This is a genomic window from Microbacterium sp. AC145 (assembly GCF_979258505.1).
Genome location: NZ_OZ409859.1, coordinates 2,232,093 through 2,252,659, shown reverse-complemented (window position 1 = coordinate 2,252,659; position 20,567 = coordinate 2,232,093). Strand labels below are relative to the sequence as shown.

Genomic DNA, 20,567 nt, shown 5'->3' with positions numbered 1-20,567 from the left:
TATCGTGTGGGAAAGTTTTCCACCAGCAACGGAGCAGCGATGTACGCGATGGAGCGCCAGCAGGGAATCGAACGGATTCTGGCAGACGACGGACGGGTCTCCGTCGTGGACCTGGCGCAGCGCTTCGACGTGACGACGGAGACGATTCGCCGCGATCTCGCCGCCCTCGACGAGGCGGGTTCGCTCGTACGGGTCCACGGGGGAGCGGTCGCGAAGGACGACGACAGTACGAATGAGGCCTCGGTCCTCGAGCGCGTGCAGCAGCACGGCCCGGCGAAGCGGGCGATCGCTGCCCGCGCGCTCTCGGCGCTCGGCGCGGACTTCCATGGATCCGTGTTCATCGATGCGGGCACGACTGCCGCCGCTGTGGCCGAGGGGCTGTCCGATCACACCGCACCCGCGCCCCACGGTTCTCGCGCGCGCATCGAGGCGGTGACGCACTCACTGACGATCGCCCCGATGCTCGCGGCAGCGGATGGCATCTCGCTCACCGTCATCGGCGGCCGGATCCGAGGGGTCACTGCCGCGGCGGTCGGAGCAGAGACGGTCGCGACGATCGGCAGGCTGCGTCCCGACGTCGCGTTCATCGGCGCCAACGGAATCTCGGCCGGATTCGGGCTCAGTACGCCCGACCCTGACGAGGCATCGGTCAAGGCCGCCATCGTTCGCGCGGCACGTCGCGTCATCGTGGTGGTCGACTCCAGCAAGCACGACAGAGAGCTGCTCGTGTCGTTCGCGTCGTTGCGCGACATCGATGTGCTCGTGACGGATGCGGAGCCGCCCGCCGACCTCGCGGCAGCGCTTGCGGACGCGGACGTGGAGGTCTGGATCGCATGATCGTCACTCTCACCGTCAACCCCGCGCTCGACCGGACGATCGCACTCGACGCGGCTCTGCGTCCGGGTGAGGTGCAGGGCGCACTCTCCGCACGAGAAGAAGCAGGCGGCAAGGGCATCAACGTCTCGCGCGTCCTCGACGCCTCCGGAGTCGAGACCGTTGCCGTTCTCCCGCTCGCGATCGACGACCCCTATCGCACCGCGCTCACCGCAGCGGGCGTCCCTGCGGTGCCGGTTCCCGTCGCACGGCAGGTGCGGACCAACCTTGCGATCACGGATCCCGAGGGGGTCACCACTAAGGTCAATCTCGCCGGGAGCCCGCTGACTCACACAGATTCCCAGGCCGTCGTGCAGGCGGTCGTCGAGGCGAGTGCCGATGCCGAATGGCTGGTGCTCGCGGGCTCGCTTCCCGATGCGGCCGACGCCTCCTTCTACGTCGAGGTCATCCGTGCCGTGCGTGCCCGGTGGGGGACGCGCGCACCCCGTATCGCCGTGGACGCCTCAGGACCTGCCCTGCACGAGGTCGTCGCGTACGGGATGGCCGACCTGATCAAGCCGAATGACGAGGAACTCGCCGAACTGCTCGGAACAGATCTGAACGAGGCTGAACCGGAGCAGATCGTCGACGCCGTCCGCGCCATCGTCCCCGAGCGCGTCGCGGCCGCACTCATCACGCTCGGCGGCGCCGGGGCGGCACTCGTGACGGCGCGAGGCGCATGGTTCGCCGCAGCTCCCCGCATCCGCGTGGTCAGCACCGTCGGCGCCGGGGACAGCTCGCTTGCGGGATACCTGCTCGCGGCGCTCGCCGAGGACGAACCCGCAGCTCGGCTGACCTCAGCCATCCGCTACGGCGCCGCCGCGGCGTCGCTCCCCGGGACCCAGGTTCCTGCGCCGGCCGACCTCGGCCACCACGACATCACTGTTCGATCGATCTGATCGCTGACGACCACTGGAGGTCATCATGTCCGACACCATCACCACCGAGCTCGTCAGCATCGACGCTCCGCTCGGCACCGACAAGGCAGCGGTCATCCGCGCTCTCGCAGATCTGGTCGCCGCGCAGGGGCGCGCGGGCAGCGGAGAGGCCCTCTTCACCGATGCCTGGGCGCGCGAGGAGAAGGACGAGACGGGGCTTCCTGGCGGTATCGCCATCCCGCACGCGAAGAGCGCGTCGGTGACGACTCCCACTCTCGCGTTCGCTCGGCTCACGCCCGGTGTCGACTTCGGAGCGCCGGACGGCCCCGCCGACCTGGTCTTCCTCATCGCCGCACCCGACACTGCGGCCGAGGCTCACCTCGCGATGCTGTCGAAGCTCGCTCGCAGTCTCATGCAGGACGACTTCACCGCTGCGCTGCGTGCTGCAGGCTCGGCCGACGAAGTGGTGCGCATCGTCGACGCCGCGATCGCAGATGAGCCGACGGAGCCGGCAGAGCCGGTCGATCACGCGGCTCCGGTCGCCGCGGCTCCGGTCGCCGTGGCTCCCGGAGAAGGAACCTCGCGGGCCAGGATCGTCGCGGTCACCGCCTGCGCCACCGGCATCGCCCACACCTTCATGGCTGCCGACGCACTGACCGCGGCCGGTCGCGAGGAGGGCGTCGACCTCGTCGTCGAGCCGCAGGGATCGAGCGGGTACAAGGCGCTGCCCCAGAGCGTCATCGACCAGGCGGATGCCGTGATCTTCGCTGTCGACGTCGACGTGCGCGAGCAGGAGCGCTTCGCCGGCAAGCCGGTCGTGCGTTCGGGCGTCAAACGTGGCATCGAGGAGCCGAAGCGGATGATCGCGGAGGCGATCGCCGCCGCCGCCGATCCTTCTGCCGCGCGCGTGCCGGGCGCCGCCGCCTCCGCGGCATCCGGTGCCTCGTCCACGGCCGCCCCGCAGTCGATGGGCCGCAGAATTCAGCGCATCCTGCTCACCGGTGTGAGCTACATGATCCCGTTCGTCGCCGGTGGCGGCCTGCTGATCGCCCTCGGCTTCCTGTTCGGCGGCTACGAGGTGAACGCCGACAACCAGGCGTTCACAGTGATCCTCGACAACGCTCTCTGGGATCTTCCCGCGGGTGGTCTCGGCCAGTACATCGGATCGGTGCTGTTCGTGATCGGCGCCACCTCGATGGGTTTCCTGGTCTCCGCCCTCTCCGGATACATCGCCTTCGCGATCGCGGATCGGCCGGGTATCGCACCCGGATTCGTCGCCGGCGCCGTGGCGGTGCTCATGAACGCCGGCTTCATCGGCGGCATCGTCGGAGGGCTGCTCGCCGGCACGGTCGCGTGGGTCATCGGCCGCATCGATGCACCGCGGTGGTTGCGTGGCCTCATGCCGGTCGTGATCATCCCGCTCCTCGCGTCGCTGGCGGCATCCGGTCTAATGCTGCTGTTCCTCGGCCGTCCGATCGCCTGGCTGATGCTCGTTCTCAACGACTGGCTGACCGGACTCGCCGGCACCTCGGGGATCGTCCTGGTGGGAGTGATCCTCGGACTCATGATGTGCTTCGACCTCGGTGGCCCGGTCAACAAGGTGGCGTACGCCTTCGCGACGGCCGGACTCGCATCCGCGTCGACGGACAACCCGACTCCGTACCTGATCATGGCGGCGGTGATGTGCGCCGGCATGGTTCCTCCGCTCGCGATGGCTCTCGCGTCGACTGTGCTCGACCGTCGACTGTTCACACCGGTGGAGCGCGAGAACGGTGTCGCAGCCTGGCTGCTGGGAGCGTCTTTCATCAGCGAGGGAGCGATCCCGTTCGCTGCGGCCGACCCGCTGCGGGTGATCCCCGCGTCGATGCTCGGCGGAGCGATCACAGGTGCGCTGAGCATGGCGCTGTCGGTGCAGTCGCTGGCTCCGCACGGCGGAATCTTCGTCTTCTTCGCGATCGACCCCATCTGGGGCTTCCTGCTCGCACTGGCCGTGGGAACGCTCGTGAGCGCCTTCGCGGTGATCGGGCTCAAGCGCTTCGCACGATCGAAGACGCCGTCCGAGGCATCGCTCGCCGCCGTCGCGGCCTGAGAGTCCCTCGGCATCCATTCACGACAACGAAACGAGAGAGAGATCGAAATGGCACAACGACAGGCGACCATCGCGAGCGGCTCGGGCCTGCACGCACGTCCGGCGAAGCTGTTCGTGGCCGCCGTGCAGGAGAAGGGCATCCCCGTCACGATCTCGGTGGCAGGCGGAGCCGAACTCAACGCCGGCAGCATCCTCGCGCTCATGGGCCTCGGGGCGTCCAAGGGAACCACAGTCACCCTGAGCTCCGATGCCGAGGGCGCGGAGCAGGCGCTCGACGAGCTCGCGGCTCTGCTGGAGACGGATCTCGACGCCGTCTGAGCGGCGTCATACCTGCGCGAGACGACAGCGTCTCGTGTCGTCAGCCCCGGAGAGCGCAGCGTCAGGGGCTGACGACCTCGACCTCGGCCTGGGCGAGCGCTGCGGCGAACTCCGGGTCGGGGGCGGAGTCTGTGACCAGATAGTCGGCTCGATCGAGGGTCGCCACCTGCGCGAACAGCCGGCGGCCGACCTTCGACGAGTCGGCGAGGATGGCGGTGCGCTCGGCGCGTTGGATCATCTCGGCCATCATGTTGGCGTCCCCCATGTTGGAGGTCGAGAAGCCGGCCGCGTCGATCGCCCCGACGGCGATCAGCGCCAGGTCGCATCGGATGTCGACCTCGGGTCCGCCCGGGGTCATCGTGAAGGTGACGGGTCCGGTGGTCGCCTGGGTGATGGCGCGCACGGCTCCGCCGAACACGTAGAGGTCACGGAACACCGACGGTGATATCTCGGCGGGGATCCGCAGGTTGTTCGTCGCGATCGTGAGGTCGCGGTGATTGCGAAGGGCCCGTGCGAGGGCCAGGGTGGTCGTTCCGGCGTTGAGCATCACGACCGCTCCGTCGTCGATGAGCCCCGCGGCGAGGCGCGCGATCGTCTCCTTCTCCTCGGTCTGCAGCCGCAGGCGGACGTCGAGCGCGCGGTCCTTGAGCTGCCCCTCCGCACTGACGGCTCCTCCGTGCGTGCGGATGACGACGCCCTCACGGTCGAGCTGATCGAGATCGCGACGGATCGTGTCGATCGAGACGTGGAAGTGTTCGGCGAGGCCGCCGACGGTCACTTCTCCCACCTGCTCGACGTATGAGGCGAGATCCGCCTTCCGGCCCGCCGGGAGGCGGCGCTTGGGCGATGGTGCGGTTGCTTCCATGCACACATCTCTAGCACAGAGGAGCGAGAAAGTCGGCAGATGTCAGCAGAAAACTGCACATCGCATGCGGTAGACATCTGGTTTCCAGCGCCCGCCGTGGCGGCGATGTGGGGGAATGAGCCCACGAGTACATCCATCGAATAGCGCAAAGAAGTGCTTGACGATCTTGCAAATGTCGGCATAACATGGCTCAAAACCGCACGAACAAGCATCGAAGCGCGTGTGCGGCACGATCTCGAAGAGGAGAAGTGATGATCACAGTGGGGCGAGGGCGACGCATTCTGAAGCTCGCCGGCGCAGCGACAGCAGCCGTGACAGTCCTGGCCGTGGCAGGTTGCGCGGCGGGCGACAGCGGAACCGATGGATCCGATGGCGGAGACGTCACCATCGAGTTCGCCCAGTGGTGGGAGCCCGAGCTCCCCGACGGTGAGTTCCGGGCGCTCATCGACGAGTTCGAAGAGGCCAACCCGGGCATCACGGTCAAGCTCGTGAGCGGACCGTACGCGTCGACCAAGGAGCAGCTGTTCGCAGGAGCGGCGTCCGGCACGATGCCGGACGTCGTCGGTCTCGATGGCGCGTGGGTCAACGACTTCGCCTCGCAGGGCGTGATCTCCGACCTCAGCGCTCTGATGGAGGAATACGACTACGACGACAGCGAACTGGCGAGCCAGATCCAGGTCGACGGCAGCACCTACATGATCCCGGTCGTGAACTTCGTCTACCCGATGTTCACGAACGACACCCTGCTGGCAGACGCGGGCGTCACCGCCCCGCCGACCACCCGCACCGAGTTCGCGGATGCCGCCTCGAAGGTCTCGGCCCTCGGCGGCGACGTCTCGGGTTGGGTGCTCCCGCTCTCGCTCGAAGCGCCGAACGGCGTGCAGAACGACGTGATGTCGTGGGTGTGGGCATCGGGCGGCTCGATGCTGAAGGACGGTCAGCCCGACCTGACGAACGACGACGTGACCTCGGCGGTCGACTTCATCGGCGGCATGTGGGATGACGGCTCGATCGCCTCGGGTTCCTTCACGATGAAGGAGCAGGACAAGGTCGAGGAGTTCACCAACGGCCGCGTCGGCATGATGATCGACTCGCTCGCGCACATCAACCTGATCCGTGAGACGAACCCCGACCTGCAGTTCTCGATCTCGGCGCTGCCGGCTGAGGACGGCTACGACGGCGAGCGGGGCATTCCTTACGCATCCTGGGGCATCGGCGTCGCCGAGAACTCGGAGCACAAGGAGGCAGCGTTCAAGCTCGTCGAGTTCCTGATGAGCGAGCAGACCAACTCCGAGCTCTCCACGATGGCCAATGCCTTCCCCGGCAACTCGACGTCGGTTCCCGGATTCGTGGAAGACGATGAGCTGTTCGCGCAGGCGTTCGAGATCTACCAGGCCGGTTACCCCGCCAACGAGTTCACCGGGCTCCCGGTCGCCGAAGAGCTGATGCGTCAGCTCGGAGAGCAGCTGCAGTCGGCCTTCGACGGGCAGCAGTCGATCGACGACGCGCTCAAGAAGGCACAGGAGGAGTGGGTCGGCGAGTTCTGATCCTCCGCCTCCCACCTGAACGGGGTGCCGCATCGCGACGAGTGCGGTGCGGCACCCGACCAACCAAGGAGCACCGGTTCTCATGAGCCTGAAGATGTCCGACGACACCGAGGTGATCGTCACTGGGGTCGCGCTGTCGCGGCGACGCCGACAGCTGCGCAAGACCACGGAGTCGTACGGATTCCTCTCCCCGACGATCATCCTGCTGTTCGTGCTGATGATCATCCCGATCGTGATGGTGATCGGGTACTCGTTCCAGGACAACGTGATCCTGAACAAGTCGCCCGAGTTCGTCGGGATCCAGAACTACGTCGAGATCCTCTCGGATCCCGGGTTCTGGAAGGCGACGGGCAACACCATCCTCTTCACGGTGGCGAGCGTCGCCGCTCACCTCGTGCTCGGCCTCGCGTTCGCGATGATGCTCAACAGCCCGCTGCTCGGCCGGTTCTCGCGTTCCTTCTTCCGGGCTCTCTACGTGCTGCCGTGGCTCTTCACGGTCGCGGTGATCGCGGTGCTGTGGCGCATGCTCCTCGCTCCGAACGGCGTGGTGAACTTCCTGCTCAACACCGACATCGAGTGGCTCGCCTCTCCGCAGCTCGCGCTGGGCACCATCATCTTCATCAACATCTGGGCCGGCTACCCCTTCTTCATGGTGAGCCTGCTCGCAGGTCTCCAGGGGGTTCCCGCCGAACTGCACGAGGCAGCGACCGTCGACGGCGCGAGCAGTGTGCAGCGGTTCTGGAACGTGACCATTCCTCAGCTGCGCCCCATCATCATCAGCCTCGTGCTGCTCGACCTGATCTGGACCTCGCAGCAGTTCGCCCTGATCTGGATGACCACGGGTGGCGGACCGATCGATGTCACGGAAGTGCTCAGCACCTTCACCTACAAGCTCGCCTTCGCCAAGTACGACTTCTCGCTCGCGGCGACCTCCGCCGTGCTGGTCCTGTTGATGTCGATGGTGCTCGCCGTGTTCTACGTCCGTCACCAGAAAGCGAGGGACTGATCATGACTCTCACCGCAGTCAACCAGCGCCGCGTCGCGAAGACCGGCCTGACCATCGGTCTCATCATCGGCGCGGTGTTCGCCGCCGGTCCCGTGCTGTGGATGCTGTCGAGCTCGTTCAAGTCGAACACCCAGATCTTCGAGCTGCCGCCACGACTGATCACCGACACGTTCTCGTTCGACGCCTACATCGCGATCTTCACGAACCCCGAGACCATGCGGTTCTTCCTGAACAGCTACATCGTGGCCGGGTCGGTCACGATCCTCACCCTGATGGTGGCGATCCAGGCGGCCTACGCGTTCAGCCGGTTCGAGTTCCGCGGCAAGCGAGTCCTGAACGTCGTGATCGTCAGTGTGCAGGCTGTTCCGCCCATCACGCTCCTGATCCCGTACTTCGGACTCATGGTGGCGCTCGGCCTGTACAACTCGTATCTCGGCCTGATCCTCACCTACATGGTGTTCACGCTTCCCTACGCGATCATCATGATGACCGGCTACTTCAACACCCTGCCGAAGGAGCTCGACGAGGCCGTCCGCGTCGACGGCGCAGGGTCGATGACCGCGCTCTGGCGGATCCTCGTGCCGATCTCGGTGCCCGGCATCGTCTCGGTCGGCATCTACACGTTCATGATCGCGTGGAACGAATATCTGTTCGCCCTCACGCTGACGCGCACGATCGACATGCGCACCGTGCCCATCGGCATCCAGCTGCTCATGGGCCAGCACTCGTACGAGTGGAACCAGATCATGGCGATGAGCGTGCTCGGGTCGATCCCCGTGCTCATCCTCTTCCTCATCTTCCAGCGGTACTTCATCAGCGGTCTCACGGCGGGATCCGTGAAGAGCTGACGTCGTCCGACGGATCGACCACCACCACGAAACAGGAGAAACACGTGCTCTACACCGGCAAATCCATCCTCGATGTCGCCAACGAGAACAACTTCGCCATCCCGGCGTTCAACATCAGCGACTGGGCGATGTTCAACGGCATCATGGATGTCAGCGAAGAGAAGTCGGCCCCGGTCATCATCGCCATCCATCCCGACGAGGTGTCGCACATCACCACCGATCTGATCGTCGCGATGCACTCGCGCGCACACCGCTCGAGTGTGCCCGTCGCGATCCACTGGGACCACGGCGGAAGCTACGAGCAGATCATCACGGCCATCAAGGCGGGCTTCACGTCGGTCATGATCGACGCCTCTCTGCTGCCGTTCGACGAGAACGTGGCGCTGACCCGCAAGGTCGTCGACGCCGCACACGCGGTCGGCATCCAGGTGGAGGGCGAGCTCGGCACGATCGGCGCGAACGACAGCTACGGCGAATCCGGAGCGGCCGAGATCATCTACACGAACCCCGCAGACGCCGTGCGCTTCGTCGAGGAGACCGGGGTCGACAGCCTCGCCATCGCGATCGGCACCTCGCACGGCCTGTACCCGAGCGACAAGAACCCCGAGCTGCGTCACGACCTTCTCGAGGAGATCAAGGCGGCAGTCGGCATCCCGCTCGTGCTGCACGGCGGGTCATCGAACCCGGATGCCGAGCTGCGCCGCGCGGTCGAACTCGGCGTCAACAAGATCAACATCTCCAGCGACATCAAGGTCTCGTACCACGACCGCATGCGCGAGGTGCTCGGCACCGACCGCCGTCTGCGCGAGCCGAATGCGATCCAGCCGGCGGCGCTCGAGGCGATGAAGGCCACGGCTGCGGAGAAGATCGACCTGTTCGGAGCAGACGGCAAGGCCACGCTCTACTGAGCTGCGGAGAATCGGAGGATGATCGGCGACGTGGACAGAACGCTCGTACTCGGACTCGGCGGCACCGTCGACTACGAACTCAGGTGGGACTCATCGGTGTTCGACCGGCTGGCGCACGCGCACGGCGTGCGGCGCCACGAGCTCACGACCACGGCGCCGATCACCGACGAACGCTCGCTGCTGGTGGCAGTGCTCGCATTCGTCGCCTCGGGGACCGGAGCGGAGCGGTTCGTCGCATCGTCCGACATCATCGAGGACTTCGTGTCGCACTTCGCGTACTCGATCACGCTCGGGGGAACTGGGGTGCGCGCGGGGCTCGTCCTCGACGCCCTCGGCATCCCCAGCGTGCAGCACCTCGTGAGCATCGACGACAACGTCCGTCGGCTGCTCCCTCCGGCGATCTCGTACATCTGCTCGGCGACCGAGGACACACTCGATCCGCACCTCATCGTGCAGTATCCGGTCGGTGCACATGTGCGGCTCACCGACGGCGAGGTGATGTCGCCTGCGCCCAACCGACTCATCTTCGCGAACGACCCACCGAACCGGCGGATGCTGCTCTCGAAGGATCTGCCCGCATCGCTCTCCGACGCCGAGGTCTTCCTCGTCTCGGGGTTCAACACCATGCAGGATCACGACCTGCTCGAGCTCCGTCTCACCGAGGTGCGGCAGGCGATGCAGAGCCTCCCCGGGGATGCCCTCGTCTACTACGAGGATGCGGGGTTCTATCGGCGCGAGTTCGCCGACACCGTCCGGGCGCGCCTCCTGCCGCAGATCGACGTCTACGGCATGAACGAAGACGAGCTGCAGGAGTACCTCGGACGACCGGTGAATCTGCTCGACAGGGGCGACGTCATTCGCGCTCTCCGTGAAGTCCACGCGATCGTGCCTGCGCGAGCCCTGGTCGTGCACACCCGCTACTGGGCGATCGCGACAGGGCCGGATGCCGGTCGGCACCGTGCCTCGCTCGAGAGCGCCGTCCGGGTCGCCGCCACTCGGTACCGCATCGGCGACGGGCTGACAGCGACCGATGTGGAAGACACCGCCACGATGCCTCGTCATAGGGGAGGAGAACTGCTCGTCGCTGCCGTCGAGGACGCTCTGCCCGGCGCCGTCGGCGTCGCGGCGTTCTCCCTCGATGTCGTCAGCCCGACGACCGTCGGCCTCGGAGACACCTTCGTCGGCGGATTCCTGGCCGGTGTCGTGCGAGCGAAGGAGAGCGTGTGAACCCCATCCTGCTGCCGTCCAACCGGCCGTCTGAGCGCTTCTACCGGGGCGGGGCGCGCATCAGCGCCTTCCGCGGCGAAGAGGGCGCCGCGCCCCGAGAACCGGAGGACTGGATCGGTTCGACGACCTCGGTCGACGGCGAGCCGGAGCTCGGTCTCACCAGGCTTCCCGACGGGCGGCTGCTGCGCACCGCGATCGAGCAGCAGCCGATCGCCTGGCTGGGCGACGCTCACGTCGCGCGCTGGGGTGCAGACACACGACTGCTGGTGAAGCTGCTGGATGCCGGGCAGCGGCTGCCCGTTCACGCGCACCCGCACGACGACTTCGCCACGACGCATCTCGGACGGGCGCACGGCAAGGCCGAGGCCTGGTACATCCTGCAGGGCGGCATGGTGCATGTCGGACTGAAGGAGGACGTGGACGCCGCCATGCTCGCCGATCTCGTGACGCGACAGGACGTCACCGCGATGCTCGGTCTCCTGCACGAGATCGAGGTGGCCGCAGGCGACGTCGTCTGGGTGCCGCCGGGGGAGCTGCACGCGATCGGCGCCGGCATCCTGCTCCTCGAGCTGCAGCAGCCCGAGGACCTGTCGATCCTGCTCGAGTGGCAGGACTTCGCCATCGACGGGGCCGCACTCGGTCACCTCGGGCTCGGCTTCGATCTCGCGCTCGCCGCGGTGAACCGGCGGGGGCGATCGGACGCCGAGATCTCGACGCTCGTGAGCACGGCTCCCGCATCCGGATCCGCATTCCCTGCTGCCGCCGACAAGTATTTCCGGCTCGAACGCATCCCGGTCGACGGCTCCGTCGTCATCGGCGGGGGATTCGCGGTCATCATCGTGAACGACGGCCGCGTCATGCTCGACGGTGCGCAGCTCTCGGCAGGGTCCACTCTTCTCGTTCCGCACGCGGCGGGAGAGCTCGTGGCGAGCGGTCGTGGCGAGCTTCTCGTGGCCCGCCCGCCGTCGCCCTGAGCCGGAATCGGCGCGGATTCTCCCCGGCTAGACTGGTCTCATGCCCGAACCGAAAGTCGCCAGCTTTCCGGCGATCCGCGGTGCGCTGAAGTTCTACCAGATCGCGTCGATCATCACCGGAGTCATGCTGCTCCTGCTGCTCGCCGAGATGGTGCTGAAGTACACGCCGATCCACCTCGAACTCTTCGCGGGAGGCTCGGGCGGATTCCTCTGGTTCGCCGGAGTGCTCGCCGGCCCCGACTGCCAGTGGTGGTCGCTGTTCGCGCCGTGGACGAACTCGTGCGAGATGACCTCTCTGGGTGATGGCCTCAACCTGTCGCTGTTCATCCTGGTCGCGCACGGCTGGTTCTACGTGGTGTACCTCTTCGCGTGCTTCCGCGTGTGGAGTCTCATGCGCTGGCCGTTCCCCCGCTTCATCCTGCTCGCGCTCGGTGGCGTCATCCCGCTGCTCTCCTTCTTCATGGAGGCGATCGTCGCACGCGAGGTCAAGACCTATCTCTCCACTCGCGAGGCCGCCGAGGCCTCCGCCCCTGCCACGGAAGGTGTCCGGTGACCGAACAGTCCGAGACCCAGCAGCGCCCCGCGCTCGTCGTCGACTTCGGCGCGCAGTATGCGCAGCTGATCGCCCGCCGCGTACGTGAGGCGGGTGTCTACAGCGAGATCGTGCCGCACACCGCCACGGCCGCCGAGATCGCCGAGAAGAACCCGGTCGCGATCATCCTCTCGGGTGGCCCGTCGTCGGTCTACGAAGAAGGCGCTCCGCGTCTCGACCCGGCCGTGTTCGACCTGGGCGTCCCGACGCTCGGCATCTGCTACGGCTTCCAGTACATGGCGCAGACCCTCGGCGGCGAGGTCGCCAACACCGGCCTGCGCGAGTACGGCGCCACGGATGCGGTCATCGCCGGCGACGGCGGCATGCTCCTCGGCGGCCAGCCGGAAGAGCAGAACGTCTGGATGAGCCACGGCGACCAGGTCGCCAAGGCCCCCGAGGGCTTCGACGTGCTCGCCACGACCGACGCCACCAAGGTCGCTGCGTTCGCGAACGAGGAGCGCGGCTTCTATGGCGTGCAGTGGCACCCCGAGGTCAAGCACTCCGACCACGGTCAGCGCGTGATCGAGAACTTCCTGCACAAGGGCGCGGGTCTCGCGTCCGACTGGAACAGCGGCAACGTGATCGCCGAGCAGATCGAACGCATCCGCGAGCAGGTCGGAGACGCCCGCGTGATCTCCGCGCTCTCCGGCGGTGTCGACTCCGCCGTCTCGACGGCCCTCGTGCACAAGGCGATCGGCGATCAGCTCACGGCGGTGTTCGTCGACCACGGGCTCCTCCGCAAGGGTGAGCGCGAGCAGGTCGAGAAGGACTACGTCGAGTCCACCGGCGTCCGTCTGATCACGGTCGACGCGGCGGAGACCTTCCTCGGACACCTCGAGGGCGTGACCGACCCCGAGGAGAAGCGCAAGATCATCGGGCGCGAGTTCATCCGCGCGTTCGAGAAGGTGCAGCTCGATCTCGTCGCCGAGGCCAAGGCCTCGGGCGGCGCACCCGTGAAGTTCCTCGTGCAGGGCACGCTCTACCCCGACGTGGTCGAGTCCGGCGGTGGTGCCGGCACCGCCAACATCAAGTCGCACCACAACGTCGGCGGGCTCCCCGACGACCTCGACTTCGAGCTCATCGAACCGCTCCGCGCCCTGTTCAAGGACGAGGTCCGTGCGATCGGCCGCGAACTCGGAATCCCCGAGGCGATCGTCGGCCGTCAGCCGTTCCCCGGACCCGGCCTCGGCATCCGCATCATCGGCGAGGTCACGCAGGATCGCCTCGAGATCCTGCGCGAGGCGGACGCCATCGCTCGCGAAGAGCTCACCAAGGCAGGTCTCGACCAGGAGATCTGGCAGTGCCCCGTGGTGTTGCTCGCCGACGTCCGCTCGGTGGGCGTGCAGGGCGACGGACGCACCTACGGGCACCCGATCGTGCTGCGTCCGGTGTCGAGCGAAGACGCCATGACCGCCGACTGGACGCGTCTGCCGTACGACGTGCTGTCGAAGATCTCCAACCGCATCACGAACGGCGTCCGCGACGTAAACCGCGTCGTGCTCGACGTGACGTCGAAGCCGCCGGGGACCATCGAATGGGAGTGAGTGCTCTGCGCATGCTCCGGTGACGTCGAACGGGCACGGACCATCACGGTCCGTGCCCGTTCGCGCTATTTCGGGCAGGATGAGCGTATGACCAAGGCGCGGACGAAGATCACGGTTATCGGTGCGGGCAGCGTGGGGGTGAGCGTGGCGTATGCCGCGCTGATCCGGGGGAGTGCTGCCGAGGTCGCGCTCTACGACATCGCCACAGACAAGGTGGATGCCGAGGTGCTCGACCTCGCGCACGGCACGCAGTTCACGTCGGCGGCGGTGAGCGGAGGCTCTGATCTCGCCGTCGTCGAGGGCAGCGACGTGATCGTGGTGACCGCGGGGGCGAAGCAGCAGCCAGGGCAGACCCGCATGGAGCTCTCAGGCATCAACGCACGACTGCTCGAGACGCTGATGCCCCAGCTCGTCGAGCGCGCCCCGGACGCGGTGTTCATCATCGTCACGAACCCCGCCGATGTGATGACCGTCGTCGCGCAGCGCGTCTCGGGACTCCCACCCCACCGGGTGTTCGGATCCGGCACGGTGCTCGACACCTCGCGTCTGCGCTGGCGGCTCGCGCACCGGGCGAACGTGAGCACGGCGAGCGTGCACGCCGACATCGTGGGCGAGCACGGCGACACCGAGTTCCCGCTCTGGTCGAACGCGACGATCGGGTCGGTGCCGATCCTCGACTGGTCCGCCGACGAGCCGTTCACCACCGACGAGCTCGACCGCATCGCGATCGAGGTGCGCGACGCCGCCTATGCCGTCATCCGCGGCAAGGGCGCGACGAACCTCGCGATCGGTGTCAGTTGCGCGCGTATCGCCGAGGCCGTGCTGCACGATGAGCGTGCCGTGCTTCCGGTCGCGACGGTGCTCGACGGCGAATACGGCCTGCACGGCGTCGCCCTGTCAGTGCCGTCGGTGGTGGGGGCGGCGGGGGCTCTGCCGCTGGCGGAGACCCCCATGAGCGAGCACGAGTTGGTGCTGCTGCGAGCGTCCGCCGACGCGATCCGGGCCGCGATCGACGAGCTCGGCTGACCCCGTCGAAGACATTTTCGGGAATCTTCGTCGAGGATGTCGATCCGAGCCGTTCCCGTTCGACGTCTTCATCGAGAGGGTCGAGAGACGGCCCCACCCACCAAGGAGAACACCATGAAGTACATGCTGATCATGCGCTCGAACGATGACGCCGTCGAGGCGTACAAGGAGATGCCGTTCGAAGAGGTCATCGCGGCGATGGGCGCATACAACGAGTCGATGATCAAGGCCGGCGTGCTGGCAGCGGGCGAAGGGCTCAGCGACGCCTCCGAGGGGTTCGTGGTCGACTTCAGCGCCGAGACGCCGCTCATCACCGATGGCCCCTACGGCGAGACCAAGGAGCTGTTCAACGGCTTCTGGATCCTCGAGGTGTCGAGCCGAGAAGAGGCTGCGGAGTGGGCGCGCCGTGCGCCGCTCGGACCCGGTTCGTTCCTCGAGGTGCGTCGTGTGACCGACGAGTCCGACTTCCCGGCCGACAACGAGTGGATCGAGAAGGAGAAGGGCTGGCGCGAGGAGGAAGAAGCGCGCCGCGCCCAGCAGTGAGATGACCGACTCAGAAACTGCGACGAAGGCCCCGGCTCCCCGCTCCCCTGAACGACTGGGAGACGGGGCCTTCGTCGTGGTGTCATCGGCCGCAATCGCAGCGCGACGGTTCGGTGTCAGGTCCCCATTCCGAGGTGCGCACCGCCCGCCACGTCGAGAGACACCCCGGTGATGTAGCGATTGGTCGGGTCCGTGAGGAAAGCGATCGCGTTGGCGACCTCGGCCGATTCGGCGAAACGCTGCATCGGCAGCTGCGCAGCGCGAGCGTCGCGCGCTGCCTGTGCGGAGCCGGATTGATCGGCGAGCTGCGCCCAGAGTGGCGTGTTCACGGGGCCCGGATTGACGGCATTGACCGATATGCCGTTTGGCCCGAGGATCTTCGCCATCGACCACATGATGTGCAGCACGGCGATCTTGCTCGCGTTGTACGGGAGGTAGTCGACTCGCGCTTCTTTTGCGGCGACCGAGGACAGCAGCAGGATCGTGCCCTTCGTGCCGCTGTCGCGCATGATGTTGGCGACCTCGCGCGTGATGGTGAAGGTGCCGGTGGCGTTGATTCGCATGACGCGCTCGAACTCCTCGGTCGATGTGACGAGGGGATCGGGAGTCCCACCGAGTACACCTGCGGCATGGACGAGAACGTCGATGCGGCCGTGCTCCGTGACCAGCTGGCGGAGCACGTCGGCAGTCCGCTGCTCATCGGTGACATCGAGCTCGTAGAAAGCGGCGAGGTCCTGGCCGTCGAGCGACGCGCGGTCTGCCCCGATCACCACGTCTCCGCGTGCCTGGAGAGCAGTCACCACCGAGGCGCCGATACCTCCGCTCGAGCCGGTGACGAGGGCGATCTGGGGCTGCCTCTCGGATGCTACTGCACTGCTTTGCTGGACCATGTGCGTCCCTCCTGTTCTTCGGTGGGCAGGCCGGCGGATGCCAGGATCTGATCGAGCAGCTGCTGGGTCTTGACCGCTTCCCAGCCGGACGTCAGCGGCTGCTCTCGGTCTTTCACGCGATCGAGGAAGTGCCGGACGGCGTCGGCGAACCCGAAGGTCTCGGTCGCAGTCGCCCACCCGAATGCTTCGGGACTCATCGACCGAACGGTCCGGACTCCGTCGACGGTGATGGCTACGGAATCGGGGGCGATGACCTCGGCCGAGCGCATCTGCCCGTACGCGTCGAGCTTCTCTCCCCAGGCGCCAGCTGCCCTGGCGGCGACGAGCACACCGGTGTTCCCGGTCGAGAATCGGACGAGCGCCGCGGTCCCGTCTTCTTCCCATGGGTTGGTTCCGGCTGCCGCGGCGGTGACATCGACGACGTCTCCGCCGCAGAACCAACGGAGGAGATCCACCATGTGGATCGCATTCTCGAACGTGGCCCGGTATTCGGTGCCGGCGCGGTTCTTCTGAGCCACGCAGAACGACGCCCCGGATGCGCCGAACGCCTCCCGGGCTGCGACGTACACGGGCGCGAAACGTCGGTTCAACCCCACCATCAGGATCCGGGCGTGCGCGTCCGCGAGTTCGGCGAGGCGGACGGAATCAGCGGTGGACGTGGCGAGAGGCTTCTCGCAGAACACGTCGATTCCCGCGCGGAGCGCGCTCTCGACGCCGGCGACATGTTCTGACCGGGGCGTGAGGACGAAAACCGCATCGAGGTCTTCGGATGCGATCATCGCGTCGACTGTGCGGTAGACGTTCGCAAACCCCCACCGCCGCTGCACGGCGCTCGGATCCTCGCGCCGGGATACCAGGGCACGGAGCTCGACGTCCTCGCGCTGCACCAGCGTGGGGAGCTGAGCGATGCTGGCGATATTGCCCGCGCCGACCACGCCGACCCGCAGCGCGGTCACGACCGACCCTCCGAGGTCTTGCCGGTGACAGTCGGCTCGAGTTCTGACAGCAGCCTGCGCAGGTACTGCGCACCGCGACGGAAGCCGGTCTCGGGGTCGTCGAGATCCTGGGGGTGCCACCGGTACTCGTATTCGAGTGAAAGCACATCGTCGTACCCGACGTCGCGGAGGTGGCGGAGGGCGCGTGACCAGTCGAGGGCGCCGTCGCCGACGACGCGCGAGATGACGGCACGTTCTGACGCATGCACGCGCGCCGTCTCGGAAGCGACGAAGGGAGCGTTCGGGTCTTTGAAGATCAGATCCTTGACGTGGACGTGACCGATGAGGTCGCCCTGGACGGCGAAGGCCTCATCGACGTTCTCGTCGTGGGTGAACGTCAGGTTGGCCTGGTCGTAGAGCACACGGACAGACGGTGAGTTCACCGTGCGGACGAGCGCGGCGGTGTCCCGCGCCGTCTGCGTCATCGTGCCGAAGTGGTTCTCCGCGCACAGAACCACGCCCGCTTCCGCCGCCGGGCCGGACAACTCCTCGAAGGAGCGGACGAGTTGCGTCCAATGGGCAGCGTGGTCCGACTGACCCGGCTGCCAGGCACCGGAGTACACGCGGATACGGTTCGCACCGACAGCATGAGCGATGTCGATGGCGGACTTCAACTCCGCCACCGCGGCCCCGCGGTCGCGCTCATCCGTCGCATTGATCGCCGTGGTGTAAGGAGTGAGGCCGATGATGGAGATGCCTTCACCATCCGCGACCCGCGCCGCCTCCGCGGCTGCCGTGGCATCGCCCACGGGAAGACCGCTGATGTAGTCATCCTGATAGATGACCTCTGCCGCATCGAGCCCGGACCGCGCGAACAGCTTGAGCGCTTCGGGAACCGTGTGGTCGGGGGTTCCGAGGGTGTGTCCAGCGATTTTCATGAGGGAGTCTCCGGGGTGGTCGAGGGGGAGTGGGCGTGCCAGTCGCGCGGACCGACGAGGTGTGGGGGGTCGGCGACCCGTGATCGGTCGACGAATTCGAGGATGAGTCCCCAGGAGGTGCGGGCGTACACCCACCGGTTCCCTGCCACCGCGGGGCTGTCTCCGGCGACCTCCTTGCGGGCGCCGAGGATCTCGATGCCGGCGAGGTCGGAGATGGCGGCCACCACGTCATCGACGTCAGCCACCACGAAGCACAGGTGGTGGCCACCGGCGTCGCTGGCGCGCGGGAACACCGGAGAGCGATCCTCGCTCCACCATTGGAAGAGCTCGATGTTCAGGTTCGGCGGCAGTCGAAGCATGCGCAGCTTCAGATGCGCGTCTTCGGGGACGCCGAAGTGCTCCGGCATGACGGCAGCGTCAGGTCCGCGGGTGGACTCGTAGAGCACTTCGGCGCCGAGAAGGACGGTGAAGAGGCGTGTCGCGTCATCGAGATCAGGCACTGTGAACGCGACGTGGTCGACGTATTGCAGGCCGGGAAGACGGGTGGTGTCTGTGTTCATCAGGGGAGTTTCTGGGTGGATGAGCGTACGAGGAGAGTCGGTCTGAGGACGACGTGATCGGGAGGGCGGTTCGCGATGAGACCTTCGCCGAGTTCAATGGCGATCCGGCCGAGCTCTGTGATGGGCTGCCGGACGCTGGTCAGTCGAGGGCTGAAATCGGCACCCAGGTCCAGGCCGTCGAACCCGACCACCGATAGATCGTCAGGCACGGCGAATCCGCGGCTGCTGAGCTCCGAGATCACCGCGAACGCGATGGCGTCATTCGATGCGATGACCGCGGTGGGTCGCACCGGCTCCCGCAGCCAGTGGTCGACGATCCCCGGAGCGAGCTCTGTGCCCGCCGCTGCCTCCAGAATGACAGGCGAAACCCCGTGGCGTTCGGCAGCATGGTGGTACGCGTCCCACCGGTCTTGAGCGGTGTAGGTGCCGACGATCCCCGGCACATAGGCGATGTGCGTGTGGCCGAGACCCAGAAGATGGTCGAAGGCGAGGTCTATGCCGTGCGTGCTGTCGACTGTGACGGTGGGCACACCGGAGTCGTCTTTCACACGGTCGATGACGACGACTCTGTTCTGGAACGCGTATTCGCGTAGTGCGTCCAGGTCGACGCGGGTGGATGGGGCGACGACGCCGAACGGGGAGTACATTGAGCGCATCGACGCCAGGTAACCGGCGGTCTGACCGATATCCCCGCCGGTGATGCAGAGCATCAGCTGGAAGCCGCGCGCTTCCGCCGCGGCGGTGGTCGCCCGTGCGAGCTCGGCGTAGAACGGGTTGGTGATGTCCGGCACGATCAGCGGGATGAGATTGCTCGAACCGCGCCGGAGCGCTTGGGCGAGGGGGTTCATCGAATAGCCCAGCTCAGCGGCGACGCGCAGCACATGCTCCCGCGTCGCTGTGCGGACGGCATCCGGTCGGGAGAAGGCGCGCGATACGGTCGAGCGGTGCACTCCAGCCGCTTCGGCGACGTCGTCGATGCTCACGTCGGTCATGCCTCAGCGCCCGCCTTCGTCCGATGATCAGGGGACCAGATGACCTCCATGGTCTCCAGGAGCGCCGCCAACGTCGGCATGCCGGCGAACCCGTTCTCGAGGGTGTCGGCGACGCGGTCGACGAACACCTCGTACAGCGGATCGCTGTCGACGTCGAGAATCGCACTCGTGGTGACGCCCTGCTGGTCGGTGAACGATGCGTTCCCGGCTGTGTCGACGGAGGCGAAACCGTTCGACCCGGACGCGGAGAAGCTGCAATACCGCTTCAGCGGCGAGTCGGGGAAGGCATAGCCCACTTCCACGATGGCCTCGCGCCCCGCCGGAGTCGTGAGAATGACCGTCGCGTGGTCATCGACCGCTTCGGCATGCAGAGTGCTCGACAGACGTCGCACGACCTCGTCGGGGCGCCCGAGGTGGCGAAGAGCCATGTCCACGAAGTGCGGCCCCAGATTCATCAGGCTGCCGCCGCCCGAAAGCGCGGGGTCGAGCATCCAGGGGTTGCCGTTCTGCCGGTAGCGGTCGGCGGGCCCGGCGATGAACGCCATCCGCTCGTACACGATGTCACCGGCCTGACTCAACCAGGCATCGATCGGGGCATCACGTTGAACCAATGACACGGTCGCTGCAACACCAGCCAGGCGCGCCTGTTCCTCGATCCTGCTGAGGTCGCCCAGATTCGTGCCTGCGGGCTTCTCGACCACGAAGGGGATTCGACGATCGATGAGTGACTGGGCGATGGCGGGCATGTCGTGGTGCGGACTGAACACGAACACCACATCGATGTCGTCGCCGTGCATCGCGTGATCGACGCTCGTAGTGACCATTGCGCCCAGTGGCTCGGCGAGACGGCGCGCTGCCTCCAGGTCGGCATCCTGCACCGCCGCGACTCGAAATCGTCGAGCAAGTCCGTCGAGGTACAGCGGCGCGTGCCAGTGCGAAGCGCCGAGCACCACGGCTGTCGGCCGCGGGTCAGCAGAATGACTGTTCATCACCGTTGATTTCTCCGTCCGTGAC

General features: G+C 66.8%; 21 protein-coding genes. 14 read left to right on the top strand and 7 right to left on the bottom strand.

The window, feature by feature from the left end; genetic code table 11:
• The first annotated feature begins 39 nt into the window (after positions 1 to 39).
• From ACZZZN_RS10930 to ACZZZN_RS10915, 4 genes are read left to right on the top strand one after another with little or no spacing between them, the layout of a single operon-like run.
• On the top strand, positions 40 to 837 hold the full coding sequence (locus ACZZZN_RS10930) for a DeoR/GlpR family DNA-binding transcription regulator (RefSeq protein WP_463505177.1): 798 nt from the start codon (positions 40 to 42) through the stop codon (positions 835 to 837).
• A complete protein-coding gene (locus ACZZZN_RS10925) occupies positions 834 to 1,772 on the top strand; it encodes a 1-phosphofructokinase family hexose kinase (protein WP_463505176.1) in 939 nt (312 codons plus the stop codon). Before ACZZZN_RS10930 ends, ACZZZN_RS10925 begins: the two co-directional genes overlap by 4 nt.
• A 25-nt stretch (positions 1,773 to 1,797) precedes the next feature.
• A complete protein-coding gene (locus ACZZZN_RS10920; RefSeq protein ID WP_463505175.1) occupies positions 1,798 to 3,840 on the top strand; it encodes a PTS fructose transporter subunit IIABC in 2,043 nt (680 codons plus the stop codon).
• A gap of 48 nt (positions 3,841 to 3,888) precedes the next feature.
• Positions 3,889 to 4,158, top strand: coding sequence for an HPr family phosphocarrier protein (locus ACZZZN_RS10915; RefSeq protein ID WP_463505174.1), 270 nt, complete (start codon positions 3,889 to 3,891; stop codon positions 4,156 to 4,158).
• Between the two features lie 61 nt (positions 4,159 to 4,219).
• Here ACZZZN_RS10915 and ACZZZN_RS10910 read toward each other — a convergent pair whose 3' ends face one another.
• Entirely contained in the window at positions 4,220 to 5,023 is an 804-nt protein-coding gene (locus ACZZZN_RS10910) for a DeoR/GlpR family DNA-binding transcription regulator (protein WP_463505173.1), read from the bottom strand.
• 251 nt (positions 5,024 to 5,274) lie between these two features.
• On the opposite strand from ACZZZN_RS10910, the gene ACZZZN_RS10905 reads away from it, so the two are divergent.
• From ACZZZN_RS10905 to ACZZZN_RS10860, 10 genes are all read left to right on the top strand, one after another.
• Entirely contained in the window at positions 5,275 to 6,570 is a 1,296-nt protein-coding gene (locus ACZZZN_RS10905) for an ABC transporter substrate-binding protein (protein WP_463505172.1), read from the top strand.
• An 82-nt stretch (positions 6,571 to 6,652) separates the two neighbouring features.
• Positions 6,653 to 7,576, top strand: coding sequence for a carbohydrate ABC transporter permease (locus ACZZZN_RS10900; protein ID WP_463505171.1), 924 nt, complete (start codon positions 6,653 to 6,655; stop codon positions 7,574 to 7,576).
• A gap of 2 nt (positions 7,577 to 7,578) precedes the next feature.
• Positions 7,579 to 8,424: a carbohydrate ABC transporter permease gene (locus ACZZZN_RS10895; protein ID WP_463505170.1), complete on the top strand. Its 846-nt coding sequence runs from the start codon at positions 7,579 to 7,581 to the stop codon at positions 8,422 to 8,424.
• Positions 8,425 to 8,468: 44 nt separating this feature from the next.
• Positions 8,469 to 9,332, top strand: a complete 864-nt coding sequence (locus tag ACZZZN_RS10890) for a ketose-bisphosphate aldolase (protein WP_194764572.1) — start codon at positions 8,469 to 8,471, stop codon at positions 9,330 to 9,332.
• 18 nt (positions 9,333 to 9,350) lie between these two features.
• Positions 9,351 to 10,559 (top strand): ADP-dependent glucokinase/phosphofructokinase, encoded by a 1,209-nt coding sequence (locus ACZZZN_RS10885; protein ID WP_463505169.1) that lies wholly within the window; start codon positions 9,351 to 9,353, stop codon positions 10,557 to 10,559.
• A complete protein-coding gene (locus tag ACZZZN_RS10880) occupies positions 10,556 to 11,533 on the top strand; it encodes a class I mannose-6-phosphate isomerase (RefSeq protein WP_463505168.1) in 978 nt (325 codons plus the stop codon). The genes ACZZZN_RS10885 and ACZZZN_RS10880 overlap by 4 nt, the downstream gene beginning before the upstream one ends.
• Before the next feature lie 40 nt (positions 11,534 to 11,573).
• The gene (locus tag ACZZZN_RS10875; RefSeq protein WP_463505167.1) at positions 11,574 to 12,086 is read left to right on the top strand and encodes a DUF3817 domain-containing protein; all 513 of its coding nucleotides are present in this window, start codon (positions 11,574 to 11,576) and stop codon (positions 12,084 to 12,086) included.
• Positions 12,083 to 13,669, top strand: a complete 1,587-nt coding sequence (gene guaA / locus ACZZZN_RS10870) for a glutamine-hydrolyzing GMP synthase (protein ID WP_463505166.1) — start codon at positions 12,083 to 12,085, stop codon at positions 13,667 to 13,669. The genes ACZZZN_RS10875 and guaA overlap by 4 nt, the downstream gene beginning before the upstream one ends.
• 87 nt (positions 13,670 to 13,756) lie before the next feature.
• A complete protein-coding gene (locus ACZZZN_RS10865; RefSeq protein WP_463505165.1) occupies positions 13,757 to 14,695 on the top strand; it encodes an L-lactate dehydrogenase in 939 nt (312 codons plus the stop codon).
• Positions 14,696 to 14,809: 114 nt separating this feature from the next.
• A complete protein-coding gene (locus ACZZZN_RS10860) occupies positions 14,810 to 15,238 on the top strand; it encodes a YciI family protein (RefSeq protein WP_463505164.1) in 429 nt (142 codons plus the stop codon).
• Between the two features lie 116 nt (positions 15,239 to 15,354).
• Here ACZZZN_RS10860 and ACZZZN_RS10855 read toward each other — a convergent pair whose 3' ends face one another.
• Genes ACZZZN_RS10855 through ACZZZN_RS10830 form a run of 6 tightly spaced genes read right to left on the bottom strand, consistent with a single transcriptional unit; the run spans position 15,355 to position 20,542 of the window.
• A complete protein-coding gene (locus ACZZZN_RS10855; protein WP_463505163.1) occupies positions 15,355 to 16,128 on the bottom strand; it encodes an SDR family NAD(P)-dependent oxidoreductase in 774 nt (257 codons plus the stop codon).
• Positions 16,104 to 17,084 (bottom strand): Gfo/Idh/MocA family protein, encoded by a 981-nt coding sequence (locus ACZZZN_RS10850; protein ID WP_463505162.1) that lies wholly within the window; start codon positions 17,082 to 17,084, stop codon positions 16,104 to 16,106. The genes ACZZZN_RS10855 and ACZZZN_RS10850 overlap by 25 nt, the downstream gene beginning before the upstream one ends.
• Positions 17,081 to 18,001, bottom strand: a complete 921-nt coding sequence (locus ACZZZN_RS10845; RefSeq protein WP_463505161.1) for a sugar phosphate isomerase/epimerase family protein — start codon at positions 17,999 to 18,001, stop codon at positions 17,081 to 17,083. Before ACZZZN_RS10845 ends, ACZZZN_RS10850 begins: the two co-directional genes overlap by 4 nt.
• On the bottom strand, positions 17,998 to 18,561 hold the full coding sequence (locus tag ACZZZN_RS10840; RefSeq protein ID WP_463505160.1) for a VOC family protein: 564 nt from the start codon (positions 18,559 to 18,561) through the stop codon (positions 17,998 to 18,000). Before ACZZZN_RS10840 ends, ACZZZN_RS10845 begins: the two co-directional genes overlap by 4 nt.
• On the bottom strand, positions 18,561 to 19,553 hold the full coding sequence (locus tag ACZZZN_RS10835) for a LacI family DNA-binding transcriptional regulator (RefSeq protein WP_463505159.1): 993 nt from the start codon (positions 19,551 to 19,553) through the stop codon (positions 18,561 to 18,563). The genes ACZZZN_RS10840 and ACZZZN_RS10835 overlap by 1 nt, the downstream gene beginning before the upstream one ends.
• Positions 19,550 to 20,542: a Gfo/Idh/MocA family protein gene (locus ACZZZN_RS10830; protein WP_463505158.1), complete on the bottom strand. Its 993-nt coding sequence runs from the start codon at positions 20,540 to 20,542 to the stop codon at positions 19,550 to 19,552. The genes ACZZZN_RS10835 and ACZZZN_RS10830 overlap by 4 nt, the downstream gene beginning before the upstream one ends.
• Positions 20,543 to 20,567: the final 25 nt, after the last annotated feature.

Excerpts from the sequence above, each read along its gene's own strand:
- ACZZZN_RS10885 (WP_463505169.1), top strand. The coding sequence starts at position 9,351 with ATGATCGGCGACGTGGACAGAACGCTCGTACTCGGACTCGGCGGCACC.
- ACZZZN_RS10875 (WP_463505167.1), top strand. The coding sequence starts at position 11,574 with ATGCCCGAACCGAAAGTCGCCAGCTTTCCGGCGATCCGCGGTGCGCTG.
- ACZZZN_RS10900 (WP_463505171.1), top strand. The coding sequence starts at position 6,653 with ATGAGCCTGAAGATGTCCGACGACACCGAGGTGATCGTCACTGGGGTC.
- ACZZZN_RS10905 (WP_463505172.1), top strand. The coding sequence starts at position 5,275 with ATGATCACAGTGGGGCGAGGGCGACGCATTCTGAAGCTCGCCGGCGCA.
- ACZZZN_RS10895 (WP_463505170.1), top strand. The coding sequence starts at position 7,579 with ATGACTCTCACCGCAGTCAACCAGCGCCGCGTCGCGAAGACCGGCCTG.
- ACZZZN_RS10910 (WP_463505173.1), bottom strand. The coding sequence starts at position 5,023 with ATGGAAGCAACCGCACCATCGCCCAAGCGCCGCCTCCCGGCGGGCCGG.
- ACZZZN_RS10840 (WP_463505160.1), bottom strand. The coding sequence starts at position 18,561 with ATGAACACAGACACCACCCGTCTTCCCGGCCTGCAATACGTCGACCAC.
- ACZZZN_RS10860 (WP_463505164.1), top strand. The coding sequence starts at position 14,810 with ATGAAGTACATGCTGATCATGCGCTCGAACGATGACGCCGTCGAGGCG.
- ACZZZN_RS10835 (WP_463505159.1), bottom strand. The coding sequence starts at position 19,553 with ATGACCGACGTGAGCATCGACGACGTCGCCGAAGCGGCTGGAGTGCAC.
- ACZZZN_RS10920 (WP_463505175.1), top strand. The coding sequence starts at position 1,798 with ATGTCCGACACCATCACCACCGAGCTCGTCAGCATCGACGCTCCGCTC.
- ACZZZN_RS10865 (WP_463505165.1), top strand. The coding sequence starts at position 13,757 with ATGACCAAGGCGCGGACGAAGATCACGGTTATCGGTGCGGGCAGCGTG.
- ACZZZN_RS10855 (WP_463505163.1), bottom strand. The coding sequence starts at position 16,128 with ATGGTCCAGCAAAGCAGTGCAGTAGCATCCGAGAGGCAGCCCCAGATC.
- ACZZZN_RS10930 (WP_463505177.1), top strand. The coding sequence starts at position 40 with ATGTACGCGATGGAGCGCCAGCAGGGAATCGAACGGATTCTGGCAGAC.
- ACZZZN_RS10845 (WP_463505161.1), bottom strand. The coding sequence starts at position 18,001 with ATGAAAATCGCTGGACACACCCTCGGAACCCCCGACCACACGGTTCCC.
- ACZZZN_RS10830 (WP_463505158.1), bottom strand. The coding sequence starts at position 20,542 with ATGAACAGTCATTCTGCTGACCCGCGGCCGACAGCCGTGGTGCTCGGC.
- ACZZZN_RS10925 (WP_463505176.1), top strand. The coding sequence starts at position 834 with ATGATCGTCACTCTCACCGTCAACCCCGCGCTCGACCGGACGATCGCA.
- ACZZZN_RS10915 (WP_463505174.1), top strand. The coding sequence starts at position 3,889 with ATGGCACAACGACAGGCGACCATCGCGAGCGGCTCGGGCCTGCACGCA.